Source organism: Micromonospora sp. NPDC049102, from assembly GCF_043197485.1.
Taxonomy (GTDB): Bacteria; Actinomycetota; Actinomycetes; order Mycobacteriales; family Micromonosporaceae; genus Micromonospora.
On sequence record NZ_JBICTE010000011.1, the window covers coordinates 53,908 to 75,408 of the forward strand.

The window sequence follows — 21,501 nt, forward strand, 5'->3', positions numbered from 1 at the left end:
CGGCGCTCAGATAGGAGATCGCCGATGTCTGGCAGTTCCACATCAGACCTTTCCCGGTCGCACGAGTCCACCGGCGTCCACCGGTGTCCGACCGTGTCCAGTCCCGTCCAGGATCGCCGTACGGATCGGACGTCGCGTGCCACCGTCCCTGGTGCGGGTTCGGCCCGCGCCACGAACCCTGGGGAAGGGGTACAGATGATCCGTCCACACCCGAACGCCCGACGGTCCGCGTCGATGCTGCGTCGCACCGCCGTGGCCGCCTGCGGCCTCACGCTGCTCGTCACGGGCGTGACCGCCACGTCGGCCACCGCCGCGCCGAAGGGCAAGGCCACCACCACCGGATCGTTCGTCGACAGCACCGCGGTGCCCGGCGGCTTCGCCTCCTGGTCGGAGCTGCTGCAGTTGCAGCAGCGGATGAACACCGCCGCCGCCCAGATCACCAACGCCGCGCAGCGCAGCGCGAACTCCGGCTTCGCCGGTGTCGTCGCCGATCCCACCACCCGTCACCTCCAGGTCTACTGGAAGGGCGAGGCGCCGGCCCGCCTGGTGGCCAACGCCCGGGCCACCGTCGCCACGACGGTGCTGCCCGCCGCGTACTCGCAGCGGGAGCTGATGGTCGCGGCCGACAAGCTGCGGGCCAAGGCCGGCGACAAGATCACCACCGTGGGGCCGCGCGCCGACGGCGCGGGCCTGCTCGTGGGTACGCAGAGCGGGCTGCTCGGGGCGACGGCTCTCGCCGGTGTCCCGGTGACCGTGCAGACCAGCGTCGCCGCCGCTCCCGCCACCCGGTGGGACGACAGTCCGCCCTGGTGGGGTGGCGCCGCGTGGCGCAACACCTCCACCGGTGGCGGCTGCTCGAACGGCTTCGGCGTCTTTGCGGGCGGGGTGTCGCGGGTGCTCTCCGCCGCGCACTGCGCCAACCTCAACGTCGTGGCGGCCGACCCGACCGGGCAGACCATCGGCACCGTCATCAGCCGCAACGCCAGCAGCGACACCCTGCTCATCTCGGGCAGCGGCGGCGGCCGGGTCTTCAACAACAGCACCGACGCGGCCGGCGCGGTGGTCAGCGAGTTCAGCAACCAGGTGATCGGCGCGCAGGCCAGCCAGGTCGGCAACTGGGTGTGCAGCTCGGGCGCGTACTCCGGCACCCGGTGTTCGATCCAGGTCAAGGCCCGCAACCTGTGCATCAACGTGCGGGACTTCGGCACGGTCTGCGGGCAGGTCCAGGCCGAGAACACCACCCACACCAACGGCGTCGGCCAGGGTGACAGCGGCGGCCCGGTGGAGATCGTGAACGCGGCGAACACCCTCCAGGTGTGGGCGACCGGCACCAACACCGCCATCGACGACACCAACACGACGACGGCGTGCACCGGATACGTCAACGCCGGACGGGTGTGCGCCCGGCGGTTCTACTACGAGGACATCTTCTCCGGCATGGCCGGCGTCGGTGCCTCCGGAGTCGTCCTGGGCTGACACCTTCCGAGTGAAGGGGCAATCAGGCTGACAGTCGGGCCGGCGCGCAACACGTGCGTCGGCCCGGCACACGGCTGGCCGCCCTGCTGATGTGGCGAGGAGCGGTATGCCTCAGAGGAATGATCATTCCTCTGAGGCATACCGCTCCTCATCAAGTCCGCCCTGGCGGGCGTTCAGGCGCCGACGCCGGTGTCCGCGGCGAGCACGGCGTCGCCGCGGAGCAGCGCCGGCTCCGGCAGCGGCATGTGGATCTTGTGGGCCGCTTCCCAGTCGTAGACCAGGCCCGGCCGCACCTGGGCGGCGAAGTAGTCCACGGCGCTCATCCCGCCGACCACCGGCTCGTCGACCTCGGCGACCAGCTGGGCCGGCACCAGGGAGAAGCCGTTCTGCAGGGCGGCGCTGAGCCGCCGGTGACCGTCGACGACGAAGAAGTACTCCCCCGTGAAGCCGATCTTGAGCGGTTCCAACGACTCGTCGCCGGCTTGGGCCACGTCGCCGACGAACTCGCTGTCCCAGAGACCACGCAGGGTGGCGATGTCCTCGGTCGGATAGACCCGGGCCGGGTCCAGCAGCAGCAGCGGCGGACCGTCGCGCAGCACGTCGGCGCCGAGCGTGCCCTCGTACGCGGCGACGATGTGCTCGACCACCTCGGCGGCGGAGGCCCGGGTGGTGTCACAGATCAGGTCGTAGTTGCGCAACCGCGCCTTGTCCACCCCGTAGCGGAGGATGAACCGGTTCCGCTCGCTCGCGCTGCGCTCGCGGAGCTTGGCCTTGGCCTCCTCGTGCGAGCCGTAGCTCTCCGCCGGGCCGGACGGGCGGGCCAGCACCCGGCGGGCCGCCTCACCCGGCTCGGTGATCATGTGCACCTTGAGCGCGTCGGTGAAGAAGTGCCAGGCCAGCCGCGAATCCATGATCAGGTGCTCGCCGGAGGCGGCGATGTCGCGCTGGAGCTGGTCGACGTACCCGTCGACGGCCTGGTCCAGCTCGGCGTGCAGGTTGAGTTGCAGGGCGGTCATCTGCCGCTGCTGCGCCATCTCCCGATAGAGATCACCCACGCTGACCCGGCGCATACCGAGCCGCTTGGCGATCTCCACCGACACCGTGCTCTTGCCGCTGCCGAGGTCGCCGTTGAAGACGATCGATTGTCGAACGGTCACGACTGGTCCACCCCTGATAACCGGCTTCCTGACATCATCGACAGCCCGAGCATGACGGGCGATGCTACCACCTCGTCGCCAGCGCTTTGCCGGACGCGGTGTGCGGGGACCGGCCCCCGCACCGGGGTTCGTGCCCGTCGGCAGCTCCCGCGAAACGGTCAGAACAGGCTCAGCGGATCGACCTGGAGACGAACCGGGTCGGTGGCCTTGCGGGCGGCGCGCAGCCCGGCGGCCGAGTGCAGGGCCTCGGCGAGCGCGGCGGCCCGCGCCCGGGGCACCCGCAGGAGCATCCGCTCGCGCCCCTCGTCGGCCGGCACCGGCCCGAGCACCTCGGCGTCGGCGGGCAGCCGCGCCGCGTCGAGCAGGTCGGCCACCGCCTCGGCCGGGCCGGTGACGCTCGCCATGCGTACGGCCGGTGGGAAGCCCAGCTCGCGGCGCTCGGCCAACTCCCGGCCGGCGAACCAGGCGGCGTCCCAGCGCAGCAGCGCCTGCACCGGGGCGAGCGCGCCGTCGGCGACGACGACCACGCGGCCGGCCGGCGCCGGGCGGGCCAGGGCGGCCGCGGCCAGCCAGCGGCGCAGCGCCTCCTCGCCGGCGCGCAGGTCGGCCCGGGTCAGCAGGGCCCACGAGTCGAGCAGCAGCACCGCGCCGTAGCCGCCCGCGGCGACCGGCTCGGCCCCGGGGGTGGCGACGACCAGGGCCGCCGTGCCAGGCACGTCGGTCAGGACCTCCTCCCGTCCCGAGGTCCGCACCGGCACGTCGGGGAAGGCCCGGCCCAGCTCCTCGGCGGTACGCCGGGCGCCGGTCACCGCCGCCCGCAACCGCCGGCCGCCGCACTGCGGGCAGGCGTACGCGGCGGCGACCCGGGCGCACCAGCGGCACGCGGGGGTACCGCCCGCCGACGGCAGGGCGAGCGGGCCGGCGCAGTGCGCGCAACGGGCCGGGGTACGGCAGTCGGCGCAGGAGACCGAGGGCAGGTAGCCACGGCGGGGCACCTGCACGAGCACCGGCAGGTCCGCCCGGAGCGCGTCGCGGGCGGCCGTCCAGGCCAGGCTGGGCAGCCGGGCGGTGGCCGCACCGGGGTCACGGGCGAGCTGCGGGTCGTCGCCGGTCGGTGCGATGGTCGCGATCCGGGCCCGCACCGTCGCCCGGTCGGCGACCACCTCACGCGCCCAGCCGGTCTCCAGCAGCAACTGCGCCTCGGCCGTACGCGCGTACCCGCCGACAAGCGCGGCGGTCTCGCCGAGCTGCGCCCGGGTGAGCAGGACGTCACGGGCGTGCGGATAGGGGGCGCGGGGTTCTGAGTGCAGGTCGTCCCCGTCGTCCCAGACGGCGACGAGACCGAGCCGACGCACCGGGGCGAACATCGCCGCCCGGGTACCGACGACCACGGGCACCTGTCCCCGCCGGGCGGCGAGGAACGCCCGGTAGCGCCGGGCCGGCCCGAGGGCGGCGGAGAGACTGACGTGCCGCCCCGGTCCCAGCACGGCGGTCAGCGCCGCGTCGAGACGGTCGAGGTCACGCGCGTCGGGCACCACGACCACGGCGCCGCGCCCACCGGCCACGGTGGCGGCGACCGCGTCGGCATAGCGGGCGGCCCAGTCCTCACCGGGCAGCGCGGACCAGACCGCGCGGGCCGGCCGACCCTCGGTGAGCGCCCGCAGCAGTGCCGGCCCGGCCGGATAGTCCCGCCAGCCGCGCGGGTCGACGGGCTCCCCCGGCGTGGCGACGTCCGCCGGCGTGGGCTGCTCGTCGTGGGGCTCCTTCTCGACGCGGGCGTGCCGGGGTGGCACGGCGAGCCGGAGGACATCGGCGAGGTTGCCCGCGTACCGGTCGGCGACCGCGCGGGCCAGGCCGGCGACCTCGGGCGTCAGCACGGGCTCGGGCGAGACGACCTTCTCCAGGTAGGCGAGCCGACCGGTGTGCCCGGAGTCGTCCGCACGGGACAGCAGCCAGCCGTCGACCACCTGCCCCGCGAAGCGGACCTTGACCCGGGTGCCGGGCACCGCCACGTCGTCCAGCTCGGCCGGCACCAGGTAGTCGAACGGGCGGTCCAGGTGGGCCAGCGGCACGTCCACGCAGACGCGAGCGACCGGCGACCCGTCCGCGGGTCGCCGGTCGCTGGGCCTGGTGGCGGTCAGGCTCCCGCAGCCGACTTGAGGTCGGCGGCCCGGTCGGTGCTCTCCCAGGTCAGGTCCGGCAGCTCCCGGCCGAAGTGGCCGTACGCGGCGGTCTGCTGGTAGATCGGGCGGAGCAGGTTGAGGTCCCGGATGATCGCGGCCGGCCGCAGGTCGAACACCTCGGAGACGGCGCTCTCGATCGAGGCGACCGGCACGGTCTCGGTGCCGAACGTCTCGATGAACAGGCTCACCGGGTGCGCCTTGCCGATGGCGTAGGCGACCTGCGCCTCGCAGCGCTCGGCCAGGCCGGCGGCGACCACGTTCTTGGCCACCCACCGCATCGCGTACGCGGCCGAGCGGTCCACCTTGGACGGGTCCTTGCCGGAGAACGCGCCGCCACCGTGCCGGGCGTACCCGCCGTAGGTGTCAACGATGATCTTGCGGCCGGTCAGACCGGCGTCGCCCATCGGGCCACCGATCTCGAACCGGCCGGTCGGGTTGACCAGCAGCCGGTAGCCGTCGGTGTCCAGACCGAGGCTCTCCAGCTCCGGGGCGATCACGGAGTCACGGACGTCGGGGGTGAGCAGCGACTCCAGCGAGATGTCCGCGGCGTGCTGGCTGGAGACCACCACCGTGTTCAGACGGACCGGGCGCAGCCCTTCGTACTCGATGGTGACCTGGGTCTTGCCGTCCGGGCGCAGGTAGGGAATCGTGCCGTCCTTGCGGACCGCGGCGAGCCGGCGGGCCAGCCGGTGGGCCAGGGCGATCGGCAGCGGCATCAGCTCCGGCGTCTCGGAGCAGGCGAAGCCGAACATCATGCCCTGGTCGCCGGCGCCCTGCGCGTCCAACGCGCTCTCCGACGCGCCGGTGCGCAGCTCGAAGGCGTTGTCGACGCCCTGCGCGATGTCCTCGGACTGCGCGCCGATCGAGACGCTGACCCCGCAGGAGGCGCCGTCGAAACCCTTCTTCGACGAGTCGTAGCCGATGTCGAGGATGGTCCGGCGGACGATGGTGGGGATGTCGGCGTACGCCTTGGTGGTGACCTCGCCGGCGATGTGCACCTGTCCGGTGGTGATCATGGTCTCGACCGCGACCCGGCTGTGCGGGTCCTCGGCGAGCAGCGCATCGAGGATGCCGTCGCTGATCTGGTCGGCGATCTTGTCCGGGTGGCCTTCCGTGACCGATTCGGACGTGAAAAGGCGGCGTGTCACGGCACTCCTAAGCGTGTGATGTCGTTCCGCGGCAGTCTAGTCACCGCTGCGGCCGGTGTCGGGATCGGTCGCGCCTGTTCCACCCGTCAGGAGCGATTGGCCAGCCGCTCCACGACGAGGTCCCACACGGTGTCGGCCACAGCCTCCTTGGCCTGCTCCGGCAGACGACTCACCGAGCCGTCCGCGCCGATGACCGTCACCGTGTTGGTGTCGGCGCCGAAGACCCGGTCCGGACCGACCTCGTTGACCACGATGAGGTCGGCCCGCTTCCGGGCCAGCTTCGCCCGGCCGTTGGCCTCCGCGTCGCCGGTCTCGGCGGCGAACACCACCAGCACCTGTTCCGGTCGCTTGCGCTGGCCGAGCTCCGCCGCGATGTCCGGGTTCGTGACGAGCTCGATGGTGGGAGCGACACCGTCGTCCGACTTCTTGATTTTGCCAGTCGCGTACGTCGCCGGTCGGAAATCGGCCGGAGCCGCCGCCATCACGACCGCGTCGGCCTCGTCGGCGGCCTTCAGGGTGGCCTCGCGCAGCTCGGCGGTGGTGCCGACCCGGACCAGATCGACCCCGGCGGGGTCGGCGAGGGACACGTTGGCCGCGATCAGCGTGACCCGGGCGCCCCGGGCGACCGCCGAGCGCGCGAAGGCGTAGCCCTGCTTGCCGGAGGACCGGTTGCCGAGGAAGCGGACCGGGTCCAGCGGCTCACGGGTGCCACCGGCGGTGACCACCAGCCGGCGACCGGTCAGGTCGGCCGGCGCGGAGGCACCCCGAGCCAGGACCTGGCGGGCCACCGCGAAGATCTCCGCCGGGTCCGGTAGCCGACCCTTGCCGGTGTCGACGCCCGTGAGCCGCCCGACGGCCGGCTCGATCACCCGGACGCCCCGGGAGCGCAGCGTGGCGACGTTGGCGACGGTGGCCGGGTGCTCCCACATCTCGGTGTGCATGGCCGGGGCCAGCACCACCGGGCAGCGCGCGGTCAGCAACGTGTTGGTCAGCAGGTCGTCGGCGAGCCCGTGGGCGGCCTTGGCGAGCAGGTCGGTCGTCGTCGGCGCGACCACCACCAGATCGGCCTGCTTGCCGAGGCGGACGTGCGGCACCTCGTGCACGTCGGACCAGACGTCGTCGGCGACCGGCTGGCCGGAGAGTGCCGCCCAGGTCGGCGCGCCGACGAACCTCAGCGCCGACGCGGTCGGCACGACGCGGACCCGGTGGCCCGACTCGGTGAAGAGTCGCAGCAGCTCGCAGGCCTTGTAGGCGGCGATGCCGCCGCCGACCCCGAGGACGATCGAGGCGGACATCGACGGGTACGGACCTACGGCTGGTCGGTCGGCTCGGCGGTGAGCAGGCCGCCGTTGATCTCGCGCATGGCGATGGAAAGCGGCTTCTCCTGCGGGGTGGTCTCGACGAGCGGACCGACGTACTCCAGGAGGCCCTCGCCGAGCTGGCTGTAGTAGGCGTTGACCTGGCGCGCACGCTTGGCGGCGAAGATGACAAGCGCGTACTTCGACGTCGTCTTCTCGAGGAGCTCGTCGATCGGCGGGTTGGTGATGCCTTCGGGGTTGGCGATGGATCCCACGAATTAACCTCTGCGTCTTTCGAGCCGCGCGGACGCGGTGCTGAGTCCCGACGGCGGCCGGCCCTCAGCCGCGCACGCGCGACCAGGCCGGATCCGGATGAGTTGAACCGAGTAAGCCTACCAGCTCGTCAGCCACCCGATCGGTGCTGTCGTGCGTGAGGGTGTGCGCGAAGGCCGTGGCCACGGCGGCGTCGGGTCGGCGTCCGGGCGGGATCAGCAGCACCAACCGGGCGTCGGGCAGTCGCACCCGCACCAGCCGGGCCCCGGTCACGTCGAGTGCGAGCAGGACCTGCTGCCCGGCGTCGAGCCGGGCGCGCAACGGTGGGTGCAGGGTGCCCCGGCGGTACGCGCCGATCCGGGACCACTCCAGCAGCTCGCCGGCGGCCATCCGCCGCTCGAACTCGGCCGGGGCCAGAAAGACCCGCTGCTCGCCGTCGACCTCCGGTTCCCGGCGCGGCCTTGTCGTTGCCGGCACCGGGACCCACACGGACGGGAAACGCGCCCGAACGAACTCGACGACACTCTCCCTGCCGGAACCCGAAGGTCCAGCCAGGACAGTGAGCCGAGCCGCCGGGCGCGCCTCGTCATCCGTGCTCACTGCTTGTTTCTACACGCTGCCAGGTTCAGTTGGCGGCGAACTCTCCAAGCAGTGCCTTGCGCTGCTGCTCGCCGAGGCCGCGCAGACGACGGCTGTCAGCGATCTTGAGCTTCTCCATGATCTGGGTAGCCCGGATCTTGCCGATGCCCGGCATCGCCTGCAGGACGGCCGAAACCTTGAGCTTGCCGACGACGTCGTCGCTCTCGGCGCGCTCGAGGACGGCACCAAGGGTGGTCTTGCCCTGCTTGAGCTGCTCCTTCAGCTCGGCACGGGCCTTGCGGATCTCCGCAGCCTTCTCGAGCGCGGCAGCGCGCTGTTCGGGGGTCAGTGACGGGAGCGGCACCAGTTCTCCTCAGGTCCCTATCGCGGCGGGCGGGGCGCACCGCCGCATCTGTGAAACGTGGTGTCGCTGTGAACCAAGGGGTCCATGGTTCCCAGCGCGGGGAAAACTAGCGGCCAACGGAGCTTTCGGCAACGTGGGCGCGCGAAGATCATCGCAAAGTGACCGAGCCGTCAGTCAGTCAGCGGGCAGCCAGAACGGCCCGACACTCACCCAGCACGCGGTCCGCGGCGGCCCGCAGCGCATCGGCGTCCGGCCCTGCCGACAGGACCTCACGGGAGTACGACGGGAGCACCGCGGCGAGGCTGGAGCCGAAGACGGTACGCAGATCGGCAGCGCCCGCACCCTGCGCGCCGAGCCCCGGAGCGAGCAGCGGACCCCCCACGCCGGAGAGGTCGTGGCCGGTGTCACCGATGGTGGCCCCGACCACCAGACCGAAGCTACCGAGGGGGTCCGCACCGATGTTGAGCTGGGAAATCTCGTCGATCACGGTCTGCGCGACAGTGCGCCCGTCGGCCGTACGAGCCCGCTGCACGGCTGCGCCCTCGGGGTTCGAGGTGAGGGCCAGCACGAAAACCCCGCCGCCGTGTCGGGTGGCCAACTCGAACATCGGCGCCAGCGAACCTACTCCCAGGTAGGGACTGGCCGTGACAGCGTCGACATACAGCGGGCTGGATGGATCAAGATACGCGGAGGCGTACGCGCTGACCGTTGAGCCGATGTCGCCGCGCTTGACGTCGAGCAGAACGAGCGATCCGGCTTCTCGTAACTGTCGGATAGTTGACTCAAGAATCGCCACACCGCGGGATCCGAATCGCTCGAAAAAGGCCGACTGAGGCTTGACAACCGCAACCCGGTCACCGAGGGCATCCACCACTGTCCGGGTGAACCGGTCCAGACCGTCGAGGTCGTCCGCGAGGCCCCAGCGGGCCAGCAGACCGGGATGCGGGTCGATGCCCACACAGAGCGGTCCGCGCTCGGTGACGGCGCGGTGCAGCCGGGTGCCGAAGCTCTCCATCGGCGTACTTCCCCTCTTCTCCGTCCGGGTGGCGGGACCGCCTCCCGGGGTACTCGTCGATGCCCGCTCAGCCGGCCGCCACGGCCGCCGCGATCCCGGCCGCGATCCGGGCCAGGTCGGCGTCGTCGGTGACGTACGGCGGCATCGTGTAGATCAGGTCCCGGAAGGGCCGCAGCCAGACGCCGCGGTCGGCGGCCGCCGCGGTGGCGGCGCCGAGGTCGACCTCGTGGTCGAGCTGGACCACGCCGATCGCCCCGAGCACCCGCACGTCGGCCACGCCCGGCGCGGCACGCAACGGTTCCAGGCCGGTACGCAGGCCCGCACCGATCCTGGACACCTGCGCCGCCCAGTCACCGGCCCTCAGCAGCCCGATGGAGGCGTTGGCGACCGCGCAGGCCAGCGGGTTGCCCATGAACGTCGGACCGTGGGCCAGCACACCGTCGACGGAGATCCCCCGCGCGATCTCCGGCGTGCACAACGTCGCGGCGAGGGTCAGGTACCCCCCGGTGAGGGCCTTGCCCACGCACATCACGTCCGGCGACACTCCGGCATGCTCGGCGGCGAACATGGCACCGGTACGGCCGAACCCGGTCGCGATCTCGTCGAAGATCAGCAGCACCCCGTGGGCGCGGGTCACCTCCCGCAACACCCGCAGGTAACCGGGGTGGTGGAAGCGCATCCCACCCGCGCCCTGCACCACCGGTTCCACGATGACCGCGGCCAGTTCGTGGGCGTGCCGCTCGACGGCGTCCACCAACGCCGCCACGTACGCCTCGTCGGGCGGATCGGCGAACCCGCCCGGCGGCACCGGGGCGAACACCTGCCGGGGCAGCACGTCGCCCCAGAGGTGGTGCATCCCGCCCTCGGGGTCGCAGACGCTCATCGGGTGGAAGGTGTCCCCGTGGTAGCCGCCCCGCCAGGTGGCCAGGCGACGCCGCTCCGGCCGGCCGACGGCCCGCTGGTACTGCAGGCACATCTTCACGGCCACCTCGACGCCGACCGAGCCGGAGTCGGCCAGGAACACGTGCTCCAGCCCCTCGGGGGCCACCTCGACCAGGGTCCGCGCGAGCCGCACCGCGGGCTCGTGGGTGAGTCCACCGAACATCACGTGACTCATCCGCCCGAGCTGGTCCGTCACGGCCGCGTCCAGCACCGGGTGCCGGTAGCCGTGGACAGCCGCCCACCAGGACGACATCCCGTCCACCAGCTCCCGACCGTCGGCCAGGGTCAGCCGTACCCCCTCGGCGCTGCGGACCACGAACGGCGCGTTCGCCGGCGGCAGCGCGGCGTACGGATGCCAGACGTGCGCCCGGTCGACGGCCAGGATCTCCTCGGGTGTCACGCGTGCTCCTTCCGGACCCGAACGGGCCGACCGGCCCGGCGGGGGTGATCCGCGACGGCAGCGCCGTTCGGGCGGCCGTCCAGGCGGCGGGCCGGGGGGCGGCCCGGGCGGGCGGCCCGCACCTTCCATCCGCCGCCTTTGCTCTGCTTCAGCGGAGGCGACAGTGGGTGTCCGGATACCGGACGCCTGCCGTTTCCTCCGTTGAAGCAGAGCAAAGGGCGCAGTGACCTGTCGCGGTCCCCGGCCGACCGACACACGGGCCCGGCGGTGACGCCGGGCCGAGGGCGGATCACCGGCCGGCGGCGGGAGCCGGTGTCGACGCCGTGTCGCTCGCGCGTGCCGCGGCGCGTACCAGGGCCGGCCCCCGGTAGATGAAGCCCGTGTAGAGCTGGACCAGCGAGGCGCCGGCGTCGAACATGCGGGTGGCGTCGTCCGGGTCGAGCACTCCGCCGACCCCGACGATGGGCAGCCGGCCTCCGGTCTCCCGGTGCACGAAGGCCACCACGTCCCGCGCGCGGCCGGTGAGCGGTCGACCAGACAGGCCACCGGTCTCCGCACCGCGCGCGGAGTCGGCCGGGGCCAGCCCGGTACGGGCCAGGGTGGTGTTGGTGGCGATCACCCCGGCGGCGCCCCGGGCCAGGCAGACCTCCAGCAGCTCGGCGATCGCCGCCTCGGTCAGATCCGGCGCGATCTTGACCAGCACCGGCTTCTCCCCCACCAGCGCGCCGAGCAGCGCGTCCAGGTGGGCGCGGTCCTGCAACGACCGCAGACCCGGGGTGTTCGGTGAGGACACGTTCACCGCGAAGTAGTCGCCGTGCCCACGCAGTGCCCGGTACGAGGCGAGGTAGTCCTCGACCGCCTCGTCGAGTGGTGTCACCTTGGACTTGCCCAGGGAGATGCCCAACGGCACCCCGAGCGGGCGCGGCAGCGCCGCCAGTCGGACGGCCAACGCGGCGGCGCCGGCGTTGTTGAAGCCCATCCGGTTGACCACCGCCTCGCTGGCCGGCAGCCGGAACAGCCGGGGCCGTGGGTTACCCGGCTGGGCGTGCGCCGTCACCGTGCCCACCTCGACGAAACCGAACCCGAGCGCCGGCCAGGCCGGCAGTGCCGCGCCGTCCTTGTCCATGCCGGCGGCCAGCCCGACCGGGTTGGGAAACCGCACGCCGAACACCGTGCGCGGCGCGTCGACGGCGTACCTGGCCCGCAGCGCGGCCAGGGCCGCCGGACGCCGCGACAGGGCGGCCAACCGCCGCAGCGTCCACTCGTGCGCCGTCTCGGCGTCACCGCCGCCGAGACGGAACAACCGCGGCCGTACGACCCGCTCGAACAGCGTCACTGCGCCGCCCGCAGGGTGGCGTGCAGATCCTGCAGGGGACGGACCTGCATGTCGCCCCTGATGCGCGCCTCGATGCCCATCACGGCCGCGGCCGCGCCGGGAACCGTGGTGATGCAGGGGATGTCCGCGGTCACGGCCGCGCTGCGGATCTCGTAGCCGTCCGAGCGGGCACTCGCACCAGAGCCCTGCGGCGTGTTGATCACGAGTGCCACGTGGCCGCCGCCGATCAGCGACACCGCGTCGTCGCCCTCGCCCGCCTGGTAGTGCTTGCGGATCTGCTCGCAGGCGATGCCGTGCCGGCGCAGCACCTCGGCGGTGCCGGCGGTGGCCACGATCTCGAAGCCCAGGTCGGCCAGCCGCTTGATCGGGAAGATCATGCCGCGCTTGTCCCGGTTGGCCACCGAGACGAAGATCTTCCCGGCCGTCGGCAGCGAGCCGTACGCGGCCGACTGGCTCTTGGCGAACGCGTGCCCGAAGTTGGTGTCGATGCCCATCACCTCACCGGTCGACTTCATCTCCGGGCCGAGCAGCGAGTCGATCCCCTTGCCCGCGCGGGTCCGGAAGCGCTTGAACGGCAGCACCGCCTCCTTGACCGCGACCGGCGCGTCGGCGGGCATCGTTCCACCGTCCCCCGTGGCCGGGAGCAGTCCCTCGGCGCGCAGCTCGGCGATGGTCGCGCCGAGCGCGATCCGGGCCGCCGCCTTGGCCAGCGGCACCGCCGTCGCCTTGGAGACGAACGGGACGGTCCGCGACGCGCGGGGGTTGGCCTCCAGGACGTAGAGGACGTCGTCCTTGAGGGCGTACTGCACGTTGAGCAGCCCCCGCACGCCGACACCACGGGCGATGGCCTCGGTGTAGCGGCGGACCTCGGCCAGGTGCGAGCCCGCGAGGGTGATCGGCGGCAACGCGCAGGACGAGTCTCCGGAGTGGATGCCCGCCTCCTCGATGTGCTCCATCACGCCACCGATGTAGACCTCGCCGTCGGCGTCGCACAGGGCGTCCACGTCGATCTCGATGGCGTCGTCGAGGAACCGGTCCACCAGCACCGGGTGGTCGCCGGAGATGTCGGTGGCCCGTCCGATGTAGTCGCGCAGCGTCGGGTCGTCGTACACGATCTCCATGCCCCGCCCACCGAGCACGTACGACGGACGAACCAGCACCGGGTAGCCGATCTCGTCGGCGATCGTCTTGGCCTCGTCGTAGGACGTGGCCATGCCGTGCGCCGGCGCGCGCAGCCCGGCACGGGCCAGCACCGCGCCGAACGCGCCCCGCTCCTCGGCCAGGTGGATCGACTCCGGGGAGGTGCCGACGATCGGCACGCCGGCGTTCTTGAGCCGCTGCGCCAGCCCCAGCGGGGTCTGCCCGCCGAGCTGCACGACCACGCCGACCACACCCGGGCCGCCGGCCGCCCGGCCGGACGAGTCCTCGGCGTGCCAGGCCTCCAGCACGTCCTCGAACGTCAGCGGCTCGAAGTAGAGCCGGTCGGCGGTGTCGTAGTCGGTGGAGACCGTCTCCGGGTTGCAGTTGACCATGACGGTCTCGTAACCGGCCGTCCGCAACGCCTGGACGGCGTGCACGCAGGAGTAGTCGAACTCGATGCCCTGCCCGATCCGGTTCGGGCCGGAGCCCAGGATCAGCACCTTCGGACGGTCCGACGGCACGACCTCGGTCTCGGAGTCGTACGACGAGTAGTGGTACGGCGTGGTGGCCTCGAACTCGGCCGCGCACGTGTCGACGGTCTTGTAGACCGGGCGCACGTCGAGGCGGTGCCGCAGGGCACGTACGCCGTCCTCGGCCGCCAGCTCCGGGCGCAGCGCGGCGAGCTGCCGGTCGGACAGACCGGCCCGCTTGGCGCGACGCAGCAGCTCGGCGTCGAGCACCGGCGCGTCGATGATCTCGGCCCGCAGCTCGATCAGCGCGGCGATCTGGTCCAGGAACCAGGGGTCGACGCCGCCGGACGCCTCGGTGACCTCGGCGATCGACGCGCCGAGGCGCAACGCCCGTTCCACCGTGTAGAGCCGGCCGTCGTGCGGGATCCGCAACGCGGCGAGCGTGTCCGCCAGAGTGACATCCGCTGGGTCCGGAGTGGTCCAGAAACCGGCCGACTTGGTTTCCATCGACCGCATCGCCTTGTTCAGCGCCTCGGTGAAGTTGCGCCCGAGGCTCATCGCCTCGCCCACCGACTTCATGGTGGTGGTCAGCTCCGGGTCCGCGCCGGGAAACTTCTCGAACGCGAACCGGGGGATCTTCACGACCACGTAGTCCAGGGTCGGCTCGAACGCCGCCGGGGTCTTCAGCGTGATGTCGTTGGGGATCTCGTCGAGGGTGTAGCCGATGGCCAGCTTCGCGGCGATCTTCGCGATCGGGAAGCCGGTCGCCTTGGAGGCCAGCGCCGAGGAGCGGGACACCCGGGGGTTCATCTCGATCACGACGATCCGGCCGTCGACCGGGTTGACCGCGAACTGGATGTTGCAGCCGCCGGTGTCCACCCCGACCTCGCGCAGCACCGCGATGCCCAGGTCACGAAGGCGCTGGTACTCCCGGTCGGTAAGCGTCATGGCCGGAGCCACGGTGACGCTGTCGCCCGTGTGCACGCCCATCGGGTCGATGTTCTCGATCGAACAGACGACCACCACGTTGTCGCGCCGGTCGCGCATCAGCTCGAGCTCGTACTCCTTCCAGCCGAGCACGCTCTCCTCGATGAGCACCTCGTGCACCGGGCTGGCCGCCAGGCCGTCGCCGGCGATGCGGGCCAGGTCCTCCGGGGTGTGCGCCATGCCCGAACCCAGGCCGCCCATGGTGAACGACGGCCGGATCACCACCGGCAGGCCCAGCTCGGCGACCGTCGCCTCGACCTCGTCCATCGAATGGCACACCCGGGAGCGGGGCACCAGACCGGTCGGGTCGTCGACGCCGAGACGTACGCCGGCCTTGGCGACGATCTCCTTGAAGAGCTGGCGGTCCTCGCCCCGGTTGATGGCGTCGATGTTCGCGCCGATCAGCTCGACGCCGTACTTTTCCAGGACGCCGTTCTCGTGCAGGGCGACGGCCGTGTTCAGCGCGGTCTGCCCACCGAGGGTCGCCAGGATCGCGTCCGGCCGCTCCTTGGCGATGACCAGCTCCACGAACTCCGGGGTGATCGGCTCGACGTAGGTCGCGTCGGCGAACTCCGGGTCGGTCATGATCGTGGCCGGGTTGGAGTTGACCAGGCTGACCCGGATGCCCTCGCTGCGCAGTACCCGGCACGCCTGGGTGCCGGAGTAGTCGAACTCGCAGGCCTGCCCGATGACGATCGGCCCGGAGCCGATGACGAGGATGTGCTTGAGGTCGGTCCGCTTAGGCATTGCTGCGCCCCTTGCTGTGCTGCCGGCCTTCGATCAGCTCGGCGAAACGGTCGAAGAGGTAGTCCGCGTCGTGTGGACCGGCCGCCGCCTCCGGGTGGTACTGGACGGTGAAGGCGGGCACGTCCACGGCCCGCAGCCCCTCGACCACGTTGTCGTTGAGGCAGACGTGCGACACCCGCACGCCACCGAAGTCGGTGTCGATCACCTGGTCGGGAACCACCGCGCCGACGCCGGCACCCGGCACCTGGACCGCACCGAGCCGCTGTTCGCGGCCCGACACGTCGACCGCGAAGCCGTGGTTGTGGCTGGTCACCTCGACCTTGCCGGTGGCCCGGTCGAGCACCGGCTGGTTGATCCCCCGGTGGCCGTAGCCCAGCTTGTAGGTGCCGAAGCCGAGCGCCCGCCCGAGGATCTGGCTGCCGAAGCAGATGCCGAACAGCGGCACCTCCCGCCGCAGCGCCTCCCGGGCCACCGCGACCGGGGCGTCGGCCGTGGCCGGGTCGCCCGGGCCGGGCGACAGGAAGATCGCGTCGGCGCCCGTGGCGAGCAGGTCCTCGATGCTCGACGAGGCCGGCAGCACGTGGGTGGTCACCCCGCGTGCGGCGAGCCGACGCGGCACGTTGCGCTTGATGCCCAGATCCAGCGCCGCCACCGTGAACCGGTGCTCGCCGATCGCGTCGACGACGTACGGCTCGGGGGTGCTCACCTCGGCGGACAGGTCCGCGCCGACCATCTGCGGTGACTGCCGGACCCGGGCCAGCAGGCTCTGCGGGTCCTTTTCGACGCTGGAGATGCCGACCCGCATGGCGCCCCGCTCGCGCAGGTGCCGGGTCAGGGCGCGGGTGTCCACACCGCTGATGCCCACCACGCCCTCGGTGGCGAGGCGGTCCTCGAGGCCGCCGGTGGCCCGCCAGTTCGAGCCGATCCGGGCCGGGTCGCGGACGACGTAACCGGCCACCCAGATCCGGCTGGACTCGTCGTCCTCGCCGTTGACCCCGGTGTTGCCGATGTGCGGGGCGGTCTGCACGACCACCTGGCGGTGGTACGACGGGTCGGTCAGCGTCTCCTGGTAACCGGTCATGCCGGTGGTGAAGACCGCTTCGCCGAAGGTCTCCCCGACGCTGCCGTACGCCTCACCGGGGAACGTGCGCCCATCCTCGAGCACGAGGATCGCGGGCCTGCGCTTACTCATTTGATGGCCTTTCCGTCCAGGACCGTCGGCTCGCCGCGCAGGAAGGTCGCCACGATGCGACCCGGCAGCGTCATGCGGGCGTACGGGGTGTTACGACTGCGGCTGGCCAGCTCCGACGGCTCGATGGTGCGCCGGACGGCCGGGTCGACCAGGGTCAGGGTGGCCGGTACGCCGGGCGCCGGGTCGACGCCGTGCCCGGTGAGCCCCGCGATCCGGGCGGGGGTGCGGGACATCCGCTCGGCGATCAGGTCCCACTCGGGGCCGAGCACGTCCAGTGCGATGGACAGTGCCGTCTCCAGGCCGAGCATCCCCGGCCGGGCGTACGCCCACTCGCACTCCTTGTCCTCCACGGCGTGCGGGGCGTGGTCGGTGGCGATGATGTCGATCACCCCGTCGGCGAGCGCGGCGCGCAGCGCGGCGATGTCGGCGGACGAACGCAACGGAGGGTTGACCTTGAAGACCGGGTCGTAGCTCCCCGCTGGACTCCAAATGTTCCCGAGTGCGGGGCTCGCAAGCTCACTCCTCCCGCTCACGGCCTCGTCGGTGAGCAGCAGGTGGTGCGGGGTGACCTCGGCGGTGACGCGTACCCCGCGGGCCTTGGCCTGGCGCAGCACCTCGACGCTGCCGGCGGTGGAGACGTGGCAGACGTGCAGTCGGCTGCCCACGTGCTCGGCGAGGAGCACGTCCCGGGCGATGATCGCCTCCTCGGCGACCGCCGGCCAGCCGATCAGCCCGAGCCGGGTGGAGACCTCACCCTCGTGCATCTGGGCGCCCTCGGTGAGGCGGGGTTCCTCGGCGTGCTGGGCGATGATCCCGTCGAACGCCTTGACGTACTCCAGGGCGCGGCGCATGAGCAGCGGGTCGGCGACGCAGTGCCCGTCGTCGGAGAAGATGCGCACCCGGGCCGCGGAGTCGGCCATCGCGCCCAGCTCGGCGAGGCGCTCGCCGGCCAGACCGACGGTGACCGCGCCGATCGGCTGTACGTCGACCAGCCCGGCCTCCCGGCCGAGTCGCCAGACCTGCTCGACCACGCCTGCGGTGTCCGCGACCGGCGAGGTGTTGGCCATCGCGCAGACCGCCGTGTAGCCGCCCAGCGCCGCCGCCCGTGACCCGGACTCGACGGTCTCGGCGTCCTCGCGGCCCGGCTCGCGCAGGTGGGTGTGCAGGTCGACCAGGCCGGGCAGGGCGACGAGGCCGGTGCCGTCGATGACTGTGGCGTCCGGCGCGGACAGCCCCGGACCGACCTCGGCCACGACGCCGTCGCGGATCAGCAGGTCGGTCGGCGCGGCGCCGACGATGCTCACGCTGGTGATGAGGTACGCGGTCACCGGTTGTTCCCTCCGAGCAGCAGGTATAGAACAGCCATCCGTACGGAGACCCCGTTGGTGACCTGTTCGACGATGGTGGAGCGGGGTGAGTCGGCGACCTCGGGGGTGATCTCCATCCCCCGGTTCATCGGGCCGGGGTGCATGACGATGGCGTGCTCGGGCAGGCGGCGCATCCGCGGGCCGTCCAGACCGTAGCGGCGGGCGTACTCACGGGCGGAGGGGAAGTAGGAGTCCTGCATCCGCTCCCGCTGCACACGCAGCATCATCACCGCGTCCACGTTCGGCAGCACCGCGTCGAGGTCGTACGACACGTCGATGCCGGGGGCGAGCGCTCCGGCGATGTCGACGGGAATGAGGGTGGGCGGGCCGACCAGGGTGACCTTCGCGCCGAGGGTCGACAGGAGCAGCACGTTCGAGCGGGCCACCCGGGAGTGCAGCACGTCCCCCACCACCGCGACCGACAGGCCGGCCAGTCGGCCCAACCGGGACCGCATGGTGTACGCGTCGAGCAGCGCCTGGGTGGGGTGCTCGTGGGTGCCGTCGCCGGCGTTCACGACCGACCCGTCGACCCAGTTGGCGAGCCGGTGCGGGGCGCCGGAGGCGGGGTGTCGTACGACCACCGCGTCCGCGCCCATCGCCTGCAGGGTCAGCGCGGTGTCCTTCAGGCTCTCGCCCTTGGCGACGCTGGACCCCTTGGCGGAAAAGTTGATCACGTCGGCGCTGAGCCGCTTCGCCGCCGCCTCGAACGAGATCCGGGTCCGGGTGGAGTCCTCGTAGAAGAGGTTCACCACCGTCCGGCCGCGCAGCGCGGGCAGCTTCTTGATCTCCCGCCCGGCGACGGTGGCCATCTCGGCGGCCGTGTCCAGGATCTCGGTGGCGGTGTCGGCGTCCAGGTCCGCGCCGGAGAGCAGGTGCTTGATCATGAGTGGGCTCCCCCGAAGAGCTTGACCTCGTCCGTCCCGTCGGTCTCGGCGAGCGTCACCTTGACGCTCTCGGCGAGCGCGGTGGGGATGTTCTTGCCGACGTAGTCGGCGCGGATCGGCAGCTCGCGGTGGCCACGGTCGACCAGGACGGCGAGTTGGACGGAGGCCGGGCGGCCGACGTCGTTGAGCGCGTCGAGGGCGGCCCGCACGGTGCGCCCCGAGAAGAGCACGTCGTCGACGAGGATCACCCGCTTGCCGTCGATGCCGCCGGTGGGCACCTGGGTCGGGCCGATCGCGCGGGTGGCGTGCCGGCGCAGGTCGTCGCGGTAGAGCGTGATGTCGAGCACACCGACCGGGACGACGACGTCCTCGAAGGTGCTGATCCGGCCGGCGAGCCGCCGCGCGAGGGGGGCGCCACGGGTGGGGATCCCAAGAAGCACGGTGTCGGCCGCGCCCTGGGTCTTCTCCAGGATCTGGTGGGCGATGCGGTCGACCACCCGCTGTACGTCGGCGCTGGCGAGGATCACCTTCACCGAGGGTTGTCGCGGTGGTGACGGGCGGGCAGCCGGCGGGTACGCCACGGCGGACCTCCTTCCCCGCCTCACGGGACGGGTCGTTAAAGGATGTCGGGCACCACCGGCCGGGGAGCAGAAGCCGCCCTGACCGGGGCTTCACGCCACGTTACCAGTGGTCACCGCGCCGACCGACGGCGGCCGCTGACCACCGGGTCAGATCCACCAAATGCCGATGGCCGCCCCGGCGCTCCCCAACGGTAAGGTCACGACCACTTGACCAGGTGTCCCATTCCCCGTACCGTCACGCTCCGTAGCGATCGACGGGAGAACCCCGAGCAGCACTGGGAGTGTCCGAATGCCCTCTGAATACGCCAAATCTCTGGGCGCCCGCCTGCGCTCCATCCGCCAGCAGCAGGGCCTCTCCCTGCAGGGTGTGGAGGAGAAGTCGAACGGGCGGTGGAAGGCCGTGGTCGTCGGCTCGTACGAGCGTGGCGACCGGGCCGTGACGGTGTCCCGTCTGGCCGAGCTGGCCGAGTTCTACCGAGTGCCCGTCTCGGAGCTGCTGCCCGACGGCAGCGGTGTCCGGCACGAGCCCACCAGCAAGATCGTCCTGGACCTGGAGCGGCTCTACGACGAGGCCTCCGAGGACCTGGCCTACGTTGCCCGCTACGCCCGCGCCATCCAGCAGCAGCGCGGTGACTACAACGGCCGGGTGCTCTCCATCCGCGCCGACGACCTCCGTGCGCTCGCGATCGTGTACGACGCCTCACCGTCGGGCCTGATCGAGCGGCTCACCGAGCACGGCGTGCTGGTGGCCGACCCCCGGGCGTTCTTCGCCTCCTGATCTGTCGCTTCACCCGAAAGGGCCCGTGCCGTCGGCACGGGCCCTTTTCGTGGCGCGGGTACGCGAGCTGGTCAGCGGGTCGCGTACTCCGCGATGCGACCGAGCACGCCGTTGAGGAACCGCGGCGAATCGTCGGTGGACATCTGCCGGGCCAGCTCGACCGCCTCGCTGATCGCCACCGCGTCGTCGATCTCGTCGACGTAGAGCAGCTCGTAGACGGCGATCCGGGCCAGGTTGCGGTCGACGACCGGCATCCGGTCCAGGGTCCAGCCCTCGGCGTAGCTGGCGATCAACTCGTCGATCCGGTCGAGGTGCTCGGCGACCCCCTCGACCAACCCCACCGCGTAGCCCAGGTGCTCCGGGCGGGGCTGCTCGATGCGCTGGAGATAACCGGCCAGGACCTCGACTGGCGGCCGATCCCGCAGGTCGGCCTCGTAGAGGACGTCCAGCGCCCGCTTGCGCGCCTTGCGGCGCGCCGGCATCTGCTGCTTGGGACCCTCAGCCATCAGGCGCGGCCGAGGTAACGGCCGTCGCGGGTGTCGACCTTGATCTTCTCACCGGTGGTGATGAACAGCGGGACCGGCACGGTGGCACCGGTCTCGACGGTCGCCGGCTTGGTGCCGCCGGTGGAGCGGTCGCCCTGCAGACCCGGCTCGGTGTACGTGACCTCGAGCACGACGCTGGTGGGCAGTTCGATGTAGAGCGGCACGCTCTCGTGGGTGGCGACGGTCGCCTCCGCCTCGGGCAGCAGGTAGTTGGCTGCCTCCCCGACGGTGCCGCCGGGCACGGTGATCTGGTCGAACGTCTCCAGATCCATGAAGACGTAGTCCTCGCCGTCGGCGTACAGGTACTGCATCGTGCGCTTGTCCACGGTCGCGGTCTCGACCTTGGTGCCCGCGTTGAAGGTCTTGTCGACCACCTTCCCGGACAGCACGTTCTTCAGCGTGGTGCGCACGAAGGCACCACCCTTACCGGGCTTGACGTGCTGGAACTCGACGACGGCCCAGAGCTCGCCGTCGAGGTTGAGTACCAGGCCGTTTTTGAGGTCGTTGGTGGAGGCCATTTCCTGCCTTGATCATCAATTGGCGGACAGACCCTAGGAGTCTACTAGCTGCGCCGAGCCGCGTTACCCGCCGTGGTCGTCCGTCCGCGTGCACGGATACCCAATACGCACGAACGGTTAC

General features: G+C 71.9%; 19 protein-coding genes. 2 read left to right on the plus strand and 17 right to left on the minus strand.

All coding sequences use genetic code 11. From position 1 onward, the window contains the following. Positions 1–195 precede the first annotated feature (195 nt). On the plus strand, positions 196–1,476 hold the full coding sequence (locus tag ACGFH9_RS13900) for a hypothetical protein (RefSeq protein WP_393218463.1): 1,281 nt from the start codon (positions 196–198) through the stop codon (positions 1,474–1,476). Between the two features lie 173 nt (positions 1,477–1,649). Here the strand turns inward: ACGFH9_RS13900 and ACGFH9_RS13905 are convergent, their stop codons facing one another. From ACGFH9_RS13905 to pyrR, 15 genes are all read right to left on the minus strand, one after another. Then, positions 1,650–2,633, minus strand: coding sequence for an AAA family ATPase (locus ACGFH9_RS13905; protein WP_393218466.1), 984 nt, complete (start codon positions 2,631–2,633; stop codon positions 1,650–1,652). A gap of 158 nt (positions 2,634–2,791) precedes the next feature. Next, positions 2,792–4,774 (minus strand): primosomal protein N', encoded by a 1,983-nt coding sequence (locus ACGFH9_RS13910; RefSeq protein ID WP_393218685.1) that lies wholly within the window; start codon positions 4,772–4,774, stop codon positions 2,792–2,794. Beyond that, on the minus strand, positions 4,771–5,964 hold the full coding sequence (metK, locus tag ACGFH9_RS13915) for a methionine adenosyltransferase (protein ID WP_355624166.1): 1,194 nt from the start codon (positions 5,962–5,964) through the stop codon (positions 4,771–4,773). Before metK ends, ACGFH9_RS13910 begins: the two co-directional genes overlap by 4 nt. Positions 5,965–6,050: 86 nt before the next feature. After that, positions 6,051–7,259 carry a bifunctional phosphopantothenoylcysteine decarboxylase/phosphopantothenate--cysteine ligase CoaBC gene (coaBC, locus tag ACGFH9_RS13920; protein WP_393218469.1) on the minus strand — a complete coding sequence of 403 codons (1,209 nt, stop codon included), beginning with the start codon at positions 7,257–7,259 and terminating at the stop codon, positions 6,051–6,053. 14 nt (positions 7,260–7,273) lie between these two features. Continuing rightward, positions 7,274–7,537 carry a DNA-directed RNA polymerase subunit omega gene (gene rpoZ / locus ACGFH9_RS13925; protein ID WP_074318577.1) on the minus strand — a complete coding sequence of 88 codons (264 nt, stop codon included), beginning with the start codon at positions 7,535–7,537 and terminating at the stop codon, positions 7,274–7,276. Positions 7,538–7,601: 64 nt separating this feature from the next. Beyond that, a complete protein-coding gene (locus tag ACGFH9_RS13930) occupies positions 7,602–8,135 on the minus strand; it encodes a guanylate kinase (protein ID WP_393218472.1) in 534 nt (177 codons plus the stop codon). 25 nt (positions 8,136–8,160) lie between these two features. After that, positions 8,161–8,478, minus strand: a complete 318-nt coding sequence (mihF, locus tag ACGFH9_RS13935) for an integration host factor, actinobacterial type (RefSeq protein ID WP_007458370.1) — start codon at positions 8,476–8,478, stop codon at positions 8,161–8,163. Positions 8,479–8,656: 178 nt separating this feature from the next. Beyond that, the gene (pyrF, locus tag ACGFH9_RS13940) at positions 8,657–9,493 is read right to left on the minus strand and encodes an orotidine-5'-phosphate decarboxylase (RefSeq protein WP_393218475.1); all 837 of its coding nucleotides are present in this window, start codon (positions 9,491–9,493) and stop codon (positions 8,657–8,659) included. Between the two features lie 67 nt (positions 9,494–9,560). Beyond that, on the minus strand, positions 9,561–10,835 hold the full coding sequence (locus ACGFH9_RS13945; RefSeq protein WP_393218478.1) for an adenosylmethionine--8-amino-7-oxononanoate transaminase: 1,275 nt from the start codon (positions 10,833–10,835) through the stop codon (positions 9,561–9,563). A gap of 289 nt (positions 10,836–11,124) precedes the next feature. Then, entirely contained in the window at positions 11,125–12,171 is a 1,047-nt protein-coding gene (locus tag ACGFH9_RS13950) for a quinone-dependent dihydroorotate dehydrogenase (protein ID WP_393218481.1), read from the minus strand. Continuing rightward, positions 12,168–15,515 carry a carbamoyl-phosphate synthase large subunit gene (carB, locus tag ACGFH9_RS13955; protein WP_393218483.1) on the minus strand — a complete coding sequence of 1,116 codons (3,348 nt, stop codon included), beginning with the start codon at positions 15,513–15,515 and terminating at the stop codon, positions 12,168–12,170. Before carB ends, ACGFH9_RS13950 begins: the two co-directional genes overlap by 4 nt. Further along, positions 15,508–16,707: a glutamine-hydrolyzing carbamoyl-phosphate synthase small subunit gene (gene carA / locus ACGFH9_RS13960; RefSeq protein ID WP_393218486.1), complete on the minus strand. Its 1,200-nt coding sequence runs from the start codon at positions 16,705–16,707 to the stop codon at positions 15,508–15,510. Before carA ends, carB begins: the two co-directional genes overlap by 8 nt. Then, positions 16,704–18,035 carry a dihydroorotase gene (locus ACGFH9_RS13965; protein WP_393218489.1) on the minus strand — a complete coding sequence of 444 codons (1,332 nt, stop codon included), beginning with the start codon at positions 18,033–18,035 and terminating at the stop codon, positions 16,704–16,706. The genes carA and ACGFH9_RS13965 overlap by 4 nt, the downstream gene beginning before the upstream one ends. After that, positions 18,032–18,958, minus strand: a complete 927-nt coding sequence (locus tag ACGFH9_RS13970; RefSeq protein ID WP_355243150.1) for an aspartate carbamoyltransferase catalytic subunit — start codon at positions 18,956–18,958, stop codon at positions 18,032–18,034. The genes ACGFH9_RS13965 and ACGFH9_RS13970 overlap by 4 nt, the downstream gene beginning before the upstream one ends. Next, positions 18,955–19,539, minus strand: coding sequence for a bifunctional pyr operon transcriptional regulator/uracil phosphoribosyltransferase PyrR (pyrR, locus tag ACGFH9_RS13975; protein WP_393218492.1), 585 nt, complete (start codon positions 19,537–19,539; stop codon positions 18,955–18,957). The genes ACGFH9_RS13970 and pyrR overlap by 4 nt, the downstream gene beginning before the upstream one ends. 289 nt (positions 19,540–19,828) lie before the next feature. Between pyrR and ACGFH9_RS13980 the strand changes: the two genes are divergently transcribed. After that, positions 19,829–20,317 carry a transcriptional regulator gene (locus ACGFH9_RS13980; protein WP_007458348.1) on the plus strand — a complete coding sequence of 163 codons (489 nt, stop codon included), beginning with the start codon at positions 19,829–19,831 and terminating at the stop codon, positions 20,315–20,317. Positions 20,318–20,388: 71 nt separating this feature from the next. Here the strand turns inward: ACGFH9_RS13980 and nusB are convergent, their stop codons facing one another. Further along, complete coding sequence (gene nusB, locus ACGFH9_RS13985) at positions 20,389–20,799, minus strand: transcription antitermination factor NusB (protein ID WP_355243328.1); 411 nt, start codon at positions 20,797–20,799, stop codon at positions 20,389–20,391. A 23-nt stretch (positions 20,800–20,822) separates the two neighbouring features. Continuing rightward, a complete protein-coding gene (gene efp, locus ACGFH9_RS13990) occupies positions 20,823–21,380 on the minus strand; it encodes an elongation factor P (protein ID WP_355243144.1) in 558 nt (185 codons plus the stop codon). Positions 21,381–21,501 lie beyond the last annotated feature (121 nt).